This window comes from Streptomyces sp. NPDC002773, from assembly GCF_040295605.1.
Classification (GTDB): domain Bacteria; phylum Actinomycetota; class Actinomycetes; order Streptomycetales; family Streptomycetaceae; genus Streptomyces.
Genome location: NZ_JBEOVO010000004.1, coordinates 55,573 through 70,985, shown reverse-complemented (window position 1 = coordinate 70,985; position 15,413 = coordinate 55,573). Strand labels below are relative to the sequence as shown.

The window sequence follows — 15,413 nt, the reverse complement described above, 5'->3', positions numbered from 1 at the left end:
CGCGTCAAGACACCGTAACCATTGACGGATCTCCACCACAAGGGGAGGAAGAGAAATTATCCTGTGCGACCCCCCTGCCCACGAACGTTTTTCCCGTCCGAGAGGACTTAAACCACTCTTCCGCCGCCCGATCAGCTCAGCGGCTTCACGAGCAGCTCGAACTCCAGGTCGTCACGCTGAGGCACCCCGAAGCGCTCGTCCCCGTACGGGAAGGGCGACATCCGGCCGGTGCGCCTGTAACCGCGCCGCTCGTACCAGGCGATGAGCTCCTCCCGGACGGAGATCACCGTCATGTGCATCTCGCGCGCGTCCCAGAGCTCGCGCACCCGGCGCTCGGCCTCCGCGATGATCTGCTTGCCGAGGCCGGCGCCCTGCAGCTCGGGGCGGACCGCGAACATTCCGAAGTACGCGGCCTCCCCCCGGTGCTCCAGCTGGCAGCAGGCGACGATCTCGCCGTCGCGCTCGACGACCAGGAGCCGGCCGTCGGGCGCCGTGATCACGGCCGCCACGCCGTCGGGGTCGGTGCGCTGCCCCTGGAGGATGTCCGCCTCGGTGGTCCAGCCGCCCCGGCTGGAGTCGCCCCGGTAGGCCGACTCGACGAGCGGTACGAGGGCCGGGACGTCGTCCAGGACCGCCTCGCGGTAGCTGATCCGACCGGTCTCGTGCGACGTGGCGGTGTCCATGTGAACGGGGCTCCCCTCGGGCGCTGACGATCGCCGTACGCGATCGCCCCGAGCCTAACGCGCGCGCCCTTCACTCCCCTTCGTACGCCTGTGCGCGCCCGTGCGCCCGCGTGTGCATGGCCGGCGCCGGGAAGCCTCCGGGACGGGACGGCGTCGAGGGGGAGGTGTGCCGTGCACGGACCGGCCCTGTCCGGGTGGCTGATGGTCGCGCTGTGCGCGGCGACGGGCGTGTACTGCCTGCTGCGGATGCGGGTGTGCGCCGGGGAGGAGCGGCGGGCCGCGGGCGGCGAGGCGGTGATGGGATTCGGGATGGCGTCCATGGCGCTGCCCGCCGCGGTGCTCACGCCACCGGGGTGGAGCTGGGCGGTGTACGCCGCGGTGTTCGGCGGCGCCACCCTGCACGGCCTGTTCACCGTCCGGCACGGCGGACACCATCTGCACCATCTGGTCGGCTCGCTCGCCATGGTCTACATGGCCCTGGCGATGGCGGCGCCCGCCACGGGGGCGCACACGGGGCACACGGTCGGCACCGCGGGCGGCATACCCGTCCTCACGGGCGGGCTGCTCCTCTACTACATGGCGTACGTGCTGTACGCGGGCGCGAGACTCGTGCCGGTGGCGGCGGCCACGGCAAGCGGTCCGACCCGGGCGTGGGCGACCCGGCCGGAGCTGACGCTCGCCTGCCGGCTCTCGATGGCGCTCGCCACCCTGGCCATGCTCGTGGCCCTGTGAGAAGGGCGGACAACAAAACCGTGGCGTACGTCACTTGCCGTCCGGGGCCGTACCCCCGACCCGTACCGCACTCATAGGCTGACGCCCATGTGGGTCTCCCTCGCGCTGTTCCTGCTCGGCGTCCTGACCGCCCTCGCGGCCCCCCGGCTGCTGTCGCGGGCCGACTGGGTGGAGCGAGAACCCGTGGTGGCCCTCTGGGTGTGGCAGTGCGCGGTCGCCACCGTGCTCCTGAGCTTCGCCCTGTCCATGACCTTCAGCGCGTCGACCGCCTGGCAGGCCGTCCGGGGACAGGTCTTCGCGCCCGCGCCGCGTGCGGTGGTCGACGCGTACGAGCTCGGGACGACCGGGCCCTGGTCCGCGGTGCTCGCGGTGGTCCTCGCGGCCGGCGGGGTCTGGACCGGCGCGATGCTCGGCCGGGAGATCGGCCAGGCCCGCGCCCGGCGCAGACAGCGCCGCTGCGACCTCCTCGTCCGCTCCCCCCTGCTGCCGGGTGAGGAGCCGTCCGACGGTGAGCGGCTCGTGGTCCTGGAGGGCGAGCGGGCGGACGCCTGGTGGCTCGCGGGGCCCACACCCCAGCTCGTCATCACCACGGCGGCGCTGCGGCGGTTGAAGGGGCGTCAGCTGGACGCGGTCCTGGCACACGAGCAGGGCCACGCGCGCGCCCGGCACGACTGGCTGCGGCACTGCTCGGGGGCGCTGGCCGCCGGATTCCCGGGGATCCCGGTCTTCGCGGCCTTCCGCGAGGAGATGCACCGGCTGGTGGAGCTGGCCGCCGACGACGTGGCCTCGCGCCGGTTCGGGCGTCTGACGATCGCGCTCGCCCTGGTCGAACTGAACGAGGACCGGGGCGTGTTCGGGCCCGGCTCCGCCTCGTACGCGGACCTCCCCCAGCGGGTGAACCGCCTGCTGACCGCGGCCCCGCGGCTCACGGCGGGGCGCCGGCTCCGGCTCACCGCCGCCGCGGCCCTGGTGCCGGTGGTCCCGGTCCTCGTGGCCTTCCTCCCGGCGCTCAGCGCGCTGGGCTAGGGAGCGGCGTAAGCTCCTCGCCGAGCACGCCTGCGGGACGCCTGGCGCGGGCGGGGTAGCTCCTCGCCGAACACGTCTGCGGGACGCGTGGCGCCCGAGGGATCATGAGAAGCCGTTCGTCGGGCAGGATCGACACATGCGCTCCTCCGCCATGATCTCCGGTGTCCTGGCCCTCCTCCTGCTCGTCCTCGTCGCCGCGGGATGGACGCCGCTGCTCTCCCTCGACCGGTCCGTCGCCGAGGCGCTGCACCGCGAAGCCGTCGCCCAACCCGGGCTCACCCGGGTCCACCGCGTCCTCAGCGACTGGGTCTGGGACCCGGTGACGATGCGCGCCCTGGCCGCTGCCGTCGTCGTACTCCTGTGGTGGTGGGGCGAGCGGCGCACGGCCCTGTGGGTGGCCGCGACCACCCTGCTCGCCGCGGCACTCCAGCAGGGCGTGAAGGCGCTGGTGGGGCGGGAGCGGCCGCAGTGGGTCGATCCGGTCGACTCGGCGCGGTTCGCCGCCTTCCCGTCCGGGCACGCGATGGCGGCCACGGTCACCTGCGGGCTGCTGCTCTGGGTGCTCGCGCTGCGCTGGAGGCCCGGGTGGCGCGGCTGGGGCACGCTCGCGTGGGCCGCGCTCGTCTCGGTGCTCGGCGTGGGCTGGACGCGGGTCTACCTGGGCGTGCACTGGCCGTCGGACGTGCTCGGGGGCTGGCTCCTCGGCTGGTGCTGTGTGGCCGTCGCGGTCCTCACGTACCGCCGGAGCGGGCGGCGCGGGGCCCCGGCCGACCCCTGTGCCGGGGAGAACGGCGGGAGCAGAATGGGAGACACACGATGAAGCCGCCTGTTCTGGACGATCCCCCGTGTCGCCCAGAACAGACGGCGTCCCCGGCGGTATGCCACGCGGGCATGCCGACGGGATGCGCCGAGTATATTGGCCGGCAGCCAGTCAACGCAGGAGTCCAGCATGTCCCCGCGTAGCCCATCGGTCAATGAAGAGCTTCGGCGCAGGTCGCGCGAGCGCATTCTGCAGGCCACGGTGGAGCTGGTCGACGCTCACGGCTACGAGGCGACCACACTCGGCGACATCGCGGAGCGGGCGGGTACGGCGCGCGGGCTGATCTCGTACTACTTCCCGGGCAAGCGGCAGCTTCTGCAGGCGGCGGTGCACCGGCTGATGCACCTCACGCTGGAGGAGGCACTGGAGCGCGAGCCGCGCACGGAGGACGGCCGCGAGCGGCTGGCCCGTGCGATCGACGCGGTCCTGGGGCTCGCGGAGGCGCGGCCCACCCTGATGCGGACCCACATGGCGGGGATCCTTCAGGCCGAGGGATTCGTGCAGTGCGAGGAGCAGCAGCGCCTGGCGTTCCTGCTGCGGGACACGGTCACCCGGTACGGCTCCGAGGACGTGGACACGGACTATCCGCTGCTGCGCGCCCTGCTGATGGGCGCGGTGGTGGCGGTGCTGCTGCCGGGCGCCAGGATGCCGCTGGCGCGGCTGCGGTCGGAGCTGTTCCACCGGTACGGGCTCGACTGGGAGGCGGGCGCGCCGCCGGACGGGGGTCCGCCCGGCGGCGCGCAGGTGCTCGGGCCGTCAGCCGGCCCTCAGGGTGCCGCTCAGTCGTCGAAGTCGAAGTAGTCCGGCTGCGTCTGGACGTTGAGCTCGTCCATCCGGATCCGCTTCGCGGGGTCGGTCCGACGGTCGGAGAGCTTCAGGACGTCGAAGCCCTTGGCCATGTCGTTCGAGTAGATGTAGCCGTTGTAGTAGTACGCGGACCACGAGCCGCCGGACGAGATGGTGGTGGCGGACAGCGGGCCGCGCTCGAAGTAGGCGATCTCCTTCGGCTTGGCCGAGTCGGTGAAGTCCCAGACGGAGACACCGCCCTGGTACCAGGCCTGGACCATGAGGTCCTTGCCCTTGACCGGGATCAGCGAGCCGTTGTGGGCGACGCAGTTCTCGGTGTCGGCCTGGTGGCGCGGGATCTTGTAGTAGCTGCGGAAGACGAGGTCGAGCTTCTTGCCCTTGCCGACGATGTCGTAGATGCCGTTGGCACCGCGGTTCGGGCCGACCTGGGCGTTGCAGGTGGCCGCGCCGCCGCCGCCGAGCTCGTCGGTGAAGACGACCTTGTTGCTCTTCAGGTTGAAGGTCGCGGAGTGCCAGAACGCGAAGTTGACGTTGTCCTGGACCTGGTCGATCACCCGGGGGCGCTCGGGGTCCTCGATGTCGAAGAGGATGCCGTCACCCATGCAGGCGCCGGCCGCGAGGTCCTTCTCCGGCAGCACGGTGATGTCGTGGCAGCCGGTGGTCTTGGAGACGCCCGGATTGGTGGGCCCGCCCGGGTTGCCGCCGCCGTCCGGGCCGTCGCCCGGGAAGAGGACGGGGAAGCTGACGATCGCGGCCTTCTCGGGCGCCTTGCGGGGCACCTTGATGACCGAGATGCCGTCGTGCGGGCGCTGGCAGTCGGGGAACGCGTCGTTGGGCGAGTACGAGGAGACGTACACGTACACGTTCTTGCCCTTGGGCACCAGCGTGTGGGTGTGCGAACCGCAGGCGGTCTCGACGGCGGCGACGTACTTCGGGTTGGCGACGTCGCTGATGTCGAAGATCTTCATGCCCTCCCAGGATTCCTTGACCGAGGCGGGCTGCGAGGTGCTGGCGCAGGAGTTGTCGCTCCGGGACGAGTCCGTCGAGAGGAACAGCAGGTCCCCGGAGACGGAGATGTCGTTCTGGGAGCCCGGGCAGAGGACCTGGGCGACGGTCTTCGGGGCCTTCGGGTCGCTGATGTCGAAGATCCGGAAGCCGTCGTAGTTGCCTGTGAAGGCGTACTTGCCCTGGAAGGCCAGGTCCGAGTTGGTGCCCTTGAGGGCGTCCTTGGGGATGTTCGCGAGGTGCTCGATGTTCGAGCTGTGGACGATCTCGTCCACGCCGGGTATCTCACCGCTCTGGATGGCGGAGCGCGCGTCGGCCGCCTGCTCCGCGGAGACCTTGCCCTGCACGGGGGCGTCTCCGGGGTCGGGGGTGGCGGCCGCGGGGCCGGCCGCGAGCAGTGTGGCGAGCAGTCCGGCCGCGGCGGATGCCACGCCGAGGCGTCTGAGCCGTGCACGCGGGTCGCGCGTGATGGACGTGGTACGCGGGGTACGCAACGAAGTCACTCCGTCCTCCCTGGTATCCGTTCAGCGTTGAACGGGTGTTGGACCTCGGCAGTATCTTCCTTGCCGTGCACATCTCAACAGATGGCAACGCAGATGTAATGAAGGTTTTTGATCGGTGGCCCCGAGAAAAGTGCTAGGAACGGTCACTGTCCCCGCAAGAACAACTGGAGGTCGCGTTGTTGATCCGCCGTCATCGTGCCGTCGTCGCCGTGGCCCTGTCCGCCGTCGCCGTACTCGCCCTGACCGCCTGCGAGTCGGGGCAGGACAAGGCCGCGCCGGAGGCCAGGGCGTCGACCGGGGCGGTGGTGGCGCCGGGCAAGCCCGGTGAACCGGCCCGGCGGATATCCCCGGAGGAGGCCGCCCGGCTCCTCCCGGACGAGAGCCCGAACAGCGCGGACTTCCGCTACACGCAGATGATGATCGTGCACCACCGGCAGGCCCTGACCATGACGGCGCTGGCCCCGCAGCGGGCGGGTTCGACCCCGGTCAGGAAGGTGGCCGAGCGGATCGCGGCGGCGCAGCAGCCGGAGATCGGCGCGATGGAAGGTTGGCTGAAAAACAACGGTGGACCGCGTGAGCAGCCCGGCCACGACCATCACTCGATGCCGGGGATGGCGACCGAGGCGCAGTTGGAGGAGCTGAGGAACGCGCAGGGCGCGGCTTTTGACGCGCTGTTCCTGAAGCTGATGATCACGCACCACGAAGGGGCGGTGACGATGGCCGCGGAGGTGCTGAGCGAGGGCAACAACGTCCTCGTGGAGGAGATGGCGAACGACGTGATCGCCCAGCAGACCTCGGAGATCAACCGGATGCGGTCCCTGTAGGCCCCTGAGGTCGCCCGGATACCGTCTCAGGCCGTCCCGGCCGCCTCCGCCTCCTTCAGGCCGTCTCGCGCTCGCGGGTGGCCTGGGCGGCGGCGGCCGCGAGGACGGTGTCGAGGAGGCCGGGGAAGAGGGTGTCCAGGTCGTCCCCGCGCAGGGCGTTGAGCTTGGCCGTACCCCGGTACACCTGCTGGATGACGCCGCTCTCGCGCAGCACCCGGAAGTGGTGCGTCGTCGTGGACTTGGTGACCGGGAGGTCGAAGTACGAGCAGCTCAGCTCGGTGCCCTCACGTGCCATGTCCCGCACGATGCGCAGGCGCACCGGATCCGAGAGCGCGTGCAGCACCGCCTCCAGACGGATCTGGTCGCGCGTGGGGTGTTCGAGGGCGCGAGGGCTGGTGGCGGTCGTCATGACGGCGGCTCCACTTCTTCCGGGGTACCGCTCATTGTACGAGTTGTACGAGGACCCTCGTAGTTTGACAGATGCCGTACTACGAGGGTTACCGTACTAGCGTCCCTCCGAGGCACCCCGAAACGGAGTCCGTCATGAGCGCTGCCCTGTTCGAGCCCTACACCCTGCGGTCCCTCACCGTGCCCAACCGGGTCTGGATGGCGCCCATGTGCCAGTACTCGGCCGAGATGACCGGACCGAACGCGGGTGTGGCCACCGACTGGCACTTCGCCCACTACGCCTCCCGGGCCACCGGCGGCGCCGGACTCATCCTCGTCGAGGCGACCGCCGTGGCGCCGGAGGGCCGGATCAGCCCCGCGGACCTCGGCCTCTGGAACGACACCCAGACCGAGGGCCTGCGCCGGATCGCCGCCTTCCTCAAGGAGCACGGCACGGTGCCCGGCATCCAGATCGGGCACGCCGGACGCAAGGCCTCGACCCAGCCCCCGTGGCAGGGCCGCGGGCCCGTCCCCGAGGGCGGCCCCGGCTGGCAGCCCGTCGGCCCCAGCCCCGTCGAGTTCGCCGAGGGCTACCCGGTGCCGACCGAGCTGACCGTGGAGCGGATCCGGGAGATCACCGGGCAGTTCGCCGACGCGGCCCGCCGGGCGCTCGACGCCGGCTTCGAGGTCGTCGAGGTGCACGGCGCCCACGGCTACCTGATCGGCGAGTTCCTCTCCCCGCACAGCAACCACCGCACGGACGCCTACGGCGGCTCCTTCGAGAACCGGACCCGCCTCGCCCTGGAGGTCGTCGACGCCGTCCGGTCCGTGTGGCCCGAGGAACTCCCCGTCTTCTTCCGCGTCTCGGCCACCGACTGGCTGGAGGAGCAGGGCTGGACGGTCGACGAGACCGTACGGTTCGCCGCTCTCCTCCGCGACCACGGCGTCGACCTCCTCGACGTCTCCAGCGGCGGCAACGGCGGGCCGGCCGAGATCCCGGTGGGCCCCGGCTACCAGGTGCCGTTCGCGGCCCGCGTCAAGGCGGAGACCGGACTGCCGGTGGCCGCCGTCGGCCTGATCACCGAGAGCGAGCAGGCCGAGAAGATCGTCGCCAACGGCGAGGCCGACGCGGTCCTCCTCGGCCGCGAGCTGCTGCGCGACGCCTCCTGGGCCCGCCGCGCCGCCCGCGACCTCGGCGCCACGACGCACCCGGCTCCGGCGCCGTACGCCTGGGCGATCTGACCGCGGCGGTCCGGGCGGCCGGGCCGGTCCCCGGGGGCGGGGGGCCGGTACGGGCGCCCCGGGGTGGGAGTGTCCGGGGGCCGTTGTCAGTGGCCGGGTGCAGACTGGCCCGTATCCGCGACAACGGCGTCCTGGAGGTGGCAGACATGCCCGACGTACTCCTCACCGTAGGCACCCGCAAGGGACTCTTCATCGGCCGCAGGCACGACGGCCGATGGGAGTTCGACGATCCGGCCTTCCCCGCGCAGGCGGTGTACTCCGTGGCCATCGACAAGCGGGGGACGAGCCCCCGGCTGCTCGTGGGCGGGGACAGCGCCCACTGGGGGCCGTCGGTCTTCCACTCCGACGACCTCGGCAGGACCTGGACCGAACCGGCGCGGCCCGCCGTGAAGTTCCCCGAGGACACCGGCGCCTCGCTCGAGCGCGTCTGGCAGCTGCACCCGGCGCCCGAGCACTCCCCCGGCGTCGTGTACGCGGGGACGGAACCGGCCGCGCTCTTCCGATCGGCGGACGGCGGGGAGTCCTTCGAGCTCGTCCGCCCGCTCTGGGAGCACCCGACCCGCTCCCAGTGGGTGCCCGGCGGGGGCGGCGAGGCCGTGCACACCGTGGTGACCGACCGGCGCGACCCGGAGGCGCTGACGGTCGCGGTGTCCACCGCCGGGGTGTTCCGCTCACGGGACGGCGGGGCCGCCTGGGAGCCCTCCAACCACGGGGTGTCGGCGGTGTTCCTGCCGGACCCCGACCCCGAGTTCGGGCAGTGCGTCCACAAGATCGCCCAGGACGCGGGCAACCTGGACCGGCTCTACCTCCAGAACCACTGGGGCGTGTTCCGCAGCGACGACGCGGGCGCCAACTGGTCCGACATCGGCTCCGGGCTGCCCTCCGACTTCGGCTTCGCGGTCGCCGCGCACCCCCACCGTCCGGACACCGCCTATGTCTTCCCCATCACCGCGGACTCCGACCGGGTCCCGGCCGGCCGCCGGTGCCGGGTCTACCGCACGACCGACGCCGGAGCGACGTGGGAGCCGCTGGCCAAGGGGCTGCCCGAGGGCGACCACTACGGCACGGTGCTCCGGGACGCGCTGTGCACGGACGACGCGGACCCGGCGGGCGTGTACTTCGGCAACCGCAACGGCGAGGTGTACGCGAGCGCGGACGACGGCGACAGCTGGCAGCTCCTCGCCGGGCACCTGCCGGACGTGCTGTGCGTCCGGGCGGCGGTGATCTGACCCCGCGGCGGCCGGAAGTCGGAGGCCGGAAGTCGGAGGCCGGAGATCAGGGCAGGCGCCAGTCCACGGGCTGTGCGCCCTGCTCCAGGAGGAGTTCGTTGGCGCGACTGAAGGGCCGGGAGCCGAAGAAGCCGCGGTCCGCCGACATCGGGGACGGGTGCGCGGACTCGATGGCCGGCAGGCTGCCGAGGAGCGGGCGGGCGTTGCGGGCGTCGCGGCCCCACAGGATCGACACCAGCGGCTTGCCCCGGGCGGCCAGGGCGCGGATGGCCTGCTCGGTGACCTCTTCCCAGCCCTTGCCGCGGTGGGCGGCCGGCTTGCGCGGGGCGGTGGTCAGCGCCCTGTTGAGCAGCAGGACGCCCTGGCGGGTCCAGGGGGTCAGGTCGCCGTTGGAGGGCCTCGGCATCCCGAGATCGGTGTGAAGCTCCCGGAAGATGTTCTCCAGGCTCCCCGGCAGCGAACGGACCTCCGGCGCCACCGCGAAGCTCAGCCCGATCGCCATGCCAGGCGTGGGGTAGGGGTCCTGACCCACGATCAGGACCCGCACCTCGTCGAAGGGTTGCTGGAAGGCCCGCAGCACGTGCTGTCCGGCCGGCAAGTACGTCCTCCCGGCGGCGATCTCCGCACGCAGGAAGTCGCCCATCTCCGCCACCCGCCCCGCGACGGGGCTCAGTGCCTCCGCCCAGCCGGGCTCCACCAGTTCCTTCAACGGTCGCGCTGTCACGGTCCGTCACTCTACCGGCCTACAGTGACAACGCGGTCCGACCTGCCCCGGGCCGGCCTCCCCCGGCCCGACCGCCCTCGCTCCGGTCTCCCCCGGTCCGGCCTTCTAGACTCCGCCCACTCCCCACTCCCCACTCCCCACTCCCCACTCCCCACTCCACCCGACGAGGACGGTGCACCGTGGTTTCCGTGAACGAGCTGGTCGTCGGCGTCGACTCCGGTGGTTCGGGGCTCAGGATCGCGCTCGCCGATGCGGCGAGCGGTGGCGTCCTCGGCAGTCACGTCTCCCGTGAACCGGTGCGGACCGGCCCCGGCGGGATCTCTGCCCGGCACTTCCTCGCGCAGGTCCTGCCCGCCGTCCGCACCCTTGCGGAGCCCCACGGCGAACGGCCGATCGTCGCCGTGGCCGTCGGCGCCGCGGGCATGGCCACCCTCGGGGACGAGCTGCGGGCCGGGCTGCCGGACGCCTTCGCCGAGGCGTGGGGGGCGCGGCGGCTCGCGCTCGCGGCCGACGCCGTCACCGCGTACACCGGGGCGCTCGGGCAGCGGCCGGGCGCAGTCGTGGCGGGCGGGACGGGCATGATCGCGCTCGGCACGGACCTGACGTCCTGGCGGCGGGCCGACGGCTGGGGGCACCTCCTCGGCGACTGCGGCAGCGGCGCCTGGATCGGCCGGGCCGGGCTTGAGGCGGCGATGCGCGCGTACGACGGGCGGCGCGGCGGCTCCGCGGTCCTCCTGGCCCGTGGCGAGAAGCTGTTCGGGCCGGCGGCGGGGCTGCCGGGTGCGCTCTACCCGCGTACGGACCGGCCCGCCGTGCTTGCCTCGTTCGCCCCGGAGGTGGGGCGGTGCGCCGTCGAGGACCCGGTGGCCGCCGACATCCTGGCGCGGGCGGCCGGGCACATCGCCGACGCCGCCGAAGCGGTGTGCCCCGTCGGGCCCGGGGCGCTCGTGGCGCTGACCGGGGGCCTGTTCAAGATCGGCGACGCGCTGCTCGTACCGCTGCGTGCCGCGCTCGGGGAGCGGATCCCGCACGCCCGGACGGTGGACCCGGCCGGGGATCCCGCGGCCGGGGCGGTCGCACTCGCGGCGGCGCTCGCCTCCGGCACCCTGCGGCTGCCGGAGGACCCCTCGCTGCTGCGGCTGTTCGACGCGGCGGCGACGTAGACGCGGGGGCATCCGCCCAGGTGGGAGGCGGTGTCGCGGTGTCGGCGGGGGATGGAGGCCGCCGCCAAGGGGGACATAGAGGGGCAGAAGGCGCGTGAGTGCACCTCAGCCGACGGCGCTCCGGGCGAAACCAGTAGCATGCGGCGCCATGAGCTCCCCCACTGGGCCTGCTTCCGGCCTGCCTGTACGAATGCCTCGACCCCGTCAGTCCGGGCGGCACCGTCGCCCCGAACCCGCGGCGGCGCCCGAGGGCGCTCCCGCACTGGTTCTCGCTGTTCCCGGCGTGCCGTCGGCCGCCATACGATCGCTGGCCGAAGAGGTCGTGAGCATCGCCCGCTCCGAGCTCCCCGGTCTGGAGGCCCTGATCGGCTTCCTGGAGGGCGACGACATCGAGTACCCCTCGCTCACGAGCGTGCTCACGGCCGCCGCCTCGGTGCGCGTCCAGCGGTACGAGCTGGCCGTGGCCGCCGGCCGTGAGGTCAGCGCCCCGACGGGCCCCGCCTCGGTCGTCGTGCCGCTGCTCGCCGGCCCCGACAGCGCCCAGACGCGCCAGGTGCGCCAGGCCGTGATGGACGCCGGGAACACCGCCGAGCTGACCGACGTCCTCGGCCCGCACCCGCTGCTCGCCGAGGCGCTGCACGTGCGTCTCTCCGAGGCGGGCCTGGCCCGAGCCGACCGCGCCCGGCTCTTCACGGTCACCACGGCCGCCGACGGCATCATCCTGGCCACGGTCGGCGGCGAGGAGGCCGTACAGGCCGCGGGGATCACCGGCATGCTGCTCGCCGCGCGCCTCGCCGTCCCCGTGATGGCGGCCGCGCTCGACCAGGAGGGCTCGATCGCCTCCATCGCCGAGCAGCTGCGCGCCGCCGGCTCGGAGCAGCTGGCCCTCGCCCCGTACCTGATCGGCCCCGAGCTGGCCGAGGGCCTGCTCGACGTGGCCTCGAAGGAGGCCGGGTGCGCCGCGGCCGAGCCGCTGGGGGCCTACCCGGCGATCGGCAAGCTGGTGCTCTCGCAGTACTCGGCCGCTCTGGGCATCCCGCCGCAGCAGCCGCAGGGCGCTCCCGCGCTCTGAGACCGCGGGGTCTTCGAGGCCCCCGAGCTTCCGAGGGGCCCGCACCTCCAAGGCCCCCGAGGGGCCCCGACCCTCCGAGGGCCGCGCCACCCCGCCCGTACGTCGAAGGGCCCGCACCGACCACCGGTGCGGGCCCTTCGACGTACCCCCCTGGCCTCGGGGGGCCGCCGGCTCAGCCGAAGACGACGCAGGAGGCCGCCGGGGCCTCGATCGCGCCCACGCGCGCGGGGATCCCGGTCTCCGGGTCGACGGCGAACCAGGTGACGTCGCCGGAGCGCTCGTTGGCCGCGTACAGATGCCGGCCCGACGGGGCGAGAGCCAGGTCGCGCGGCCAGCTGCCGCCGCAGGGCACGGTGGCGACCAGCGCGGCCTCGGCGCCGTCGGCGCCCAGGGCGAGCACGGCGAGGGTGTCGTCGCCGCGGACGGCGGCCCAGAGGAAGCGTCCGTCGGGGGCGGCGACGACCTCGGAGGGGTAGCTGGGGCCGGTGGTGCCCTCGGGGACGACGGGGGTCTCGCCGAGCGGTTCGAGCACGCCCGCCGCCGCGTCCCAGCGGCAGACCGTGAGGGTGGGCTCCAGCTCGTTCAGGACGTACGCGTGCGTGCCGGCCGGGTGGAAGGCGAGGTGGCGCGGGCCGGTGCCGGGGCGCAGCGCGGTCTCGCCGTGGAGGGTGAGCGTCCCGGTCGCGGGGTCGAGGGCGCAGATCCGTACGGAGTCGGTGCCGAGGTCGACGCTGAGGACCCACCGGCCGCCGGGGTCGGGGAGCACCTGGTGGGCGTGCGGGCCGGCCTGGCGGTCGGTGACGGGTCCGCTGCCTTCGTGGCGCAGGACGGACGTGGCGGGCCGGGCGGTGCCGTCCTCGGCCAGGGGCAGGGCGGTGACGCTGCCGGAGGTGTAGTTGGCGGTGAGGAGGTGTCCCGCGGCGAGGGCGAGGTGGGTGGGGGCCGCGCCGTCGACGGGTACGGGGCTGCCGAGCGGCCGCGGTACGGGCCCGGTGACGTCGAACGCGGCCACGGCCCCGGCCTCGGTCTCGGAGACGGCGTGGAGCACGGGACCCGCGAGGGCGAGGAAGGAGGGGTCGGCGACGGCGTCGCTGCCGCCGGTGACGGTCAGCGCGCCGGTCTCCTCGTCCAGGTCCGCGGCCAGGACGCCCCGCCCGCCGGCCGAGGTGAACGAACCGATGTACGCCCGTACGGCGCTCCGCCCCTGATCCGTCCCTGTGCCGCCCACGGCGCCTCCCCTGTCCCCGGAGCCGGTCGCGGTCGACCGGCCTGCGTCCGGCCGACGGTAGCAGGCGGTCTAGACCAGAGCCGCCGACTCGGCCTCAGGCGGCCGGGACCAGCGGGGCCCGGTGGGAGGTCCGGAGCGGCGCCGCGAGATCGACGAGGGCCTGTTCCAGGCCGTGCAGATGGCCGAGGGCCGCCTCCGCGCCGGGGTGGTGGCGCGGTACGCCCGCGGCTTCGGCCACCGAGGCACGCACCGGCCCCTCCGGGGGGACGAGGGCGTGGACCGCGGCCTCGACACGCCAGGCGGCGGCCACGAGCCGGGCGTCGTGCGAGGCGTCCGGGTCGGCCGCGACGGCGGCGAGACCACGGATCTCCCGAGCGCAGTCGTCGAGGAGCGCGAGCACCCTGCGCGCGCGTGCCTTGCGGGCCCGCAGCGGGCTCAGCGGGTGCACGAGGGGTGCGACGGAGAGCCGGACCCGGCCGAGCAGGAGCTCCAGTTCGGCGGCGTGCGGCGCCGGGTCGACGCCGGGGTCGCCCGCGAGGCGCCGGGCGGCGGCGGTGGTGCAGGTGTGCACACAGGTGACGGCCCGCTCGATCCAGGCGTTGGTGGCGGCGTGGGTGGTCACCGGCAGCAGGGCCACGCCGATCGCGGCGCCGATCGCGCCGACGGCGGTCTCCTGGAAGCGGAGGAGCAGCAGCCCGGGATGCAGGACGCCGAGCAGTCCGTACAGCAGCCCCGCCATGACGGTCACGAAGAACATCATCCAGCTGTACGAGAGCGGGGCGGTGTAGAAGATCCCGAAGACGCAGACGGCGACGAGCAGGGCGGTGGGGGCGGTCGCGCCGCCCAGCGGGACGGCGATCAGGAGGCCGGCGGCGATGCCGGCGACCGTGCCGAGGACGCGGCGGAAGCCCCGGACGAGGGTCTCGCCGCGCGAGGCGGTGTTGACGAAGATCCACCAGGCGGTGCCGACGGCCCAGTACCAGCGCTCGTGCGAGATCAGCTGGCCGGCGGCGAGGGCCACGGCGCAGGCCGCCGTGGCCTGGTAGGCCTGGCGGGTGGTGGGGCGGGCCAGACCGGTGCCGGGCAGCGGCGCGGGCGCGGCGGGCGGGGGGACGCGCCGCTCGATGCACCAGGCCCCGAAGCGGACCGCGCCGACGGCGAGCAGCGCGAGGGCGACGGCCGCGTACAGCTCGGGGAGCTGGGCGGGGAGGGCGTGCAGGAACTGGGTCACGAAGAACTGCATGAAGGCGAAGATGCCGAGCGCGTGGCCGCGCGGGCCCCAGCGGCGGGCGTAGACGCCGGCGAAGACGACGAGCAGCCAGGTCGCGTCGCGGAGCAGCGGCGCGTCGTGCAGCAGGGTCGCGACGGCGAGCACGGGGAAGCCGACCGCCGGCAGCAGCGCGGTGGTCACGGCCTGCCGGCGCACCGTGGGGTCGCCGACGGTGAAGAGGGCGAGCAGCGCGGCGAGGCCGGCGGTGATCGAGGCGGCGAGGGACAGTCCGAGCAGCTCGGCCAGGGCGACCGCGAGCGCGACGCCGAGGACTGCGCGGAGCGAGACCCTGAGCCTGACCCGCCCCGGGTCCGGGGCCATGAAGTACTTCCGCACGGCGGCCAATCCCGCCCCCCTTGTTCTGTCTCCTCGCCGCGTACGAGGTTCCCCGGGGGTGGTGGGGACTCGGACACGACGAAGGCACCGCGGGCCGGCCCGGCCTCGTCGCCGGACGGCGCTGCGCGGCGCCGAAGGTGTGTGATGGCTCCCAGGATAGAGGCACAGGGGTACGACGGCTCAACCGAGGCACGACGCACTGGGCCATCGGCCCACCTCGACGACCGATCCCACGGCCAGCAGGCGGCCGATGGACCAGTCGGCGCACCGGGCCCCGGCGCAGTCGTCCCCCCTGCCCATGCCGCTTCTCCTTGGCGCCGATGCCCTCGTGGTGGGGCGGGAGCGGCGGCGGATGTCGTGCC

At 73.7% G+C, this 15,413-nt stretch carries 15 protein-coding genes; 9 read left to right on the top strand and 6 right to left on the bottom strand.

Going from position 1 to position 15,413, the window contains the following annotated elements:
• Positions 1-131: 131 nt before the first annotated feature.
• Positions 132-683 carry a GNAT family N-acetyltransferase gene (locus tag ABT034_RS07330; RefSeq protein ID WP_351212219.1) on the bottom strand — a complete coding sequence of 184 codons (552 nt, stop codon included), beginning with the start codon at positions 681-683 and terminating at the stop codon, positions 132-134.
• 171 nt (positions 684-854) lie between these two features.
• Between ABT034_RS07330 and ABT034_RS07325 the strand changes: the two genes are divergently transcribed.
• From ABT034_RS07325 to ABT034_RS07310, 4 genes are all read left to right on the top strand, one after another.
• Positions 855-1,415 carry a DUF5134 domain-containing protein gene (locus tag ABT034_RS07325; RefSeq protein WP_351212217.1) on the top strand — a complete coding sequence of 187 codons (561 nt, stop codon included), beginning with the start codon at positions 855-857 and terminating at the stop codon, positions 1,413-1,415.
• A gap of 87 nt (positions 1,416-1,502) precedes the next feature.
• The gene (locus tag ABT034_RS07320) at positions 1,503-2,441 is read left to right on the top strand and encodes a M56 family metallopeptidase (RefSeq protein ID WP_351212215.1); all 939 of its coding nucleotides are present in this window, start codon (positions 1,503-1,505) and stop codon (positions 2,439-2,441) included.
• A 136-nt stretch (positions 2,442-2,577) separates the two neighbouring features.
• Positions 2,578-3,261, top strand: a complete 684-nt coding sequence (locus ABT034_RS07315; protein WP_351212213.1) for a phosphatase PAP2 family protein — start codon at positions 2,578-2,580, stop codon at positions 3,259-3,261.
• Positions 3,262-3,390: 129 nt separating this feature from the next.
• Complete coding sequence (locus tag ABT034_RS07310; protein WP_351212211.1) at positions 3,391-4,062, top strand: TetR/AcrR family transcriptional regulator; 672 nt, start codon at positions 3,391-3,393, stop codon at positions 4,060-4,062.
• On the opposite strand, the gene ABT034_RS07305 is transcribed toward ABT034_RS07310, so the two are convergent.
• The gene (locus tag ABT034_RS07305; protein ID WP_351212209.1) at positions 4,041-5,576 is read right to left on the bottom strand and encodes an LVIVD repeat-containing protein; all 1,536 of its coding nucleotides are present in this window, start codon (positions 5,574-5,576) and stop codon (positions 4,041-4,043) included. The two genes, ABT034_RS07310 and ABT034_RS07305, sit on opposite strands and share 22 nt — an antisense overlap.
• 176 nt (positions 5,577-5,752) lie before the next feature.
• Here ABT034_RS07305 and ABT034_RS07300 point away from each other — a divergent pair, with 176 nt between their 5' ends.
• Positions 5,753-6,400: a DUF305 domain-containing protein gene (locus ABT034_RS07300; protein WP_351212207.1), complete on the top strand. Its 648-nt coding sequence runs from the start codon at positions 5,753-5,755 to the stop codon at positions 6,398-6,400.
• 55 nt (positions 6,401-6,455) lie between these two features.
• On the opposite strand, the gene ABT034_RS07295 is transcribed toward ABT034_RS07300, so the two are convergent.
• Positions 6,456-6,809, bottom strand: coding sequence for an ArsR/SmtB family transcription factor (locus ABT034_RS07295; RefSeq protein WP_351212205.1), 354 nt, complete (start codon positions 6,807-6,809; stop codon positions 6,456-6,458).
• 134 nt (positions 6,810-6,943) lie between these two features.
• Between ABT034_RS07295 and ABT034_RS07290 the strand changes: the two genes are divergently transcribed.
• Positions 6,944-8,029 (top strand): NADH:flavin oxidoreductase/NADH oxidase, encoded by a 1,086-nt coding sequence (locus ABT034_RS07290; RefSeq protein WP_351212203.1) that lies wholly within the window; start codon positions 6,944-6,946, stop codon positions 8,027-8,029.
• A gap of 146 nt (positions 8,030-8,175) precedes the next feature.
• Complete coding sequence (locus tag ABT034_RS07285; protein WP_351212201.1) at positions 8,176-9,258, top strand: WD40/YVTN/BNR-like repeat-containing protein; 1,083 nt, start codon at positions 8,176-8,178, stop codon at positions 9,256-9,258.
• Between the two features lie 46 nt (positions 9,259-9,304).
• On the opposite strand, the gene ABT034_RS07280 is transcribed toward ABT034_RS07285, so the two are convergent.
• Positions 9,305-9,982: a uracil-DNA glycosylase gene (locus ABT034_RS07280; protein WP_351212199.1), complete on the bottom strand. Its 678-nt coding sequence runs from the start codon at positions 9,980-9,982 to the stop codon at positions 9,305-9,307.
• Positions 9,983-10,161: 179 nt separating this feature from the next.
• Between ABT034_RS07280 and ABT034_RS07275 the strand changes: the two genes are divergently transcribed.
• Positions 10,162-11,145, top strand: a complete 984-nt coding sequence (locus tag ABT034_RS07275) for an N-acetylglucosamine kinase (RefSeq protein WP_351212197.1) — start codon at positions 10,162-10,164, stop codon at positions 11,143-11,145.
• Between the two features lie 148 nt (positions 11,146-11,293).
• Positions 11,294-12,217: a sirohydrochlorin chelatase gene (locus tag ABT034_RS07270; RefSeq protein WP_351212195.1), complete on the top strand. Its 924-nt coding sequence runs from the start codon at positions 11,294-11,296 to the stop codon at positions 12,215-12,217.
• A gap of 172 nt (positions 12,218-12,389) precedes the next feature.
• On the opposite strand, the gene ABT034_RS07265 is transcribed toward ABT034_RS07270, so the two are convergent.
• Together ABT034_RS07265 and ABT034_RS07260 are read right to left on the bottom strand one after the other, a co-directional pair.
• The gene (locus ABT034_RS07265) at positions 12,390-13,445 is read right to left on the bottom strand and encodes a lactonase family protein (protein WP_351212193.1); all 1,056 of its coding nucleotides are present in this window, start codon (positions 13,443-13,445) and stop codon (positions 12,390-12,392) included.
• A gap of 94 nt (positions 13,446-13,539) precedes the next feature.
• Positions 13,540-15,036 (bottom strand): FUSC family protein, encoded by a 1,497-nt coding sequence (locus ABT034_RS07260; RefSeq protein WP_351212626.1) that lies wholly within the window; start codon positions 15,034-15,036, stop codon positions 13,540-13,542.
• Positions 15,037-15,413 lie beyond the last annotated feature (377 nt).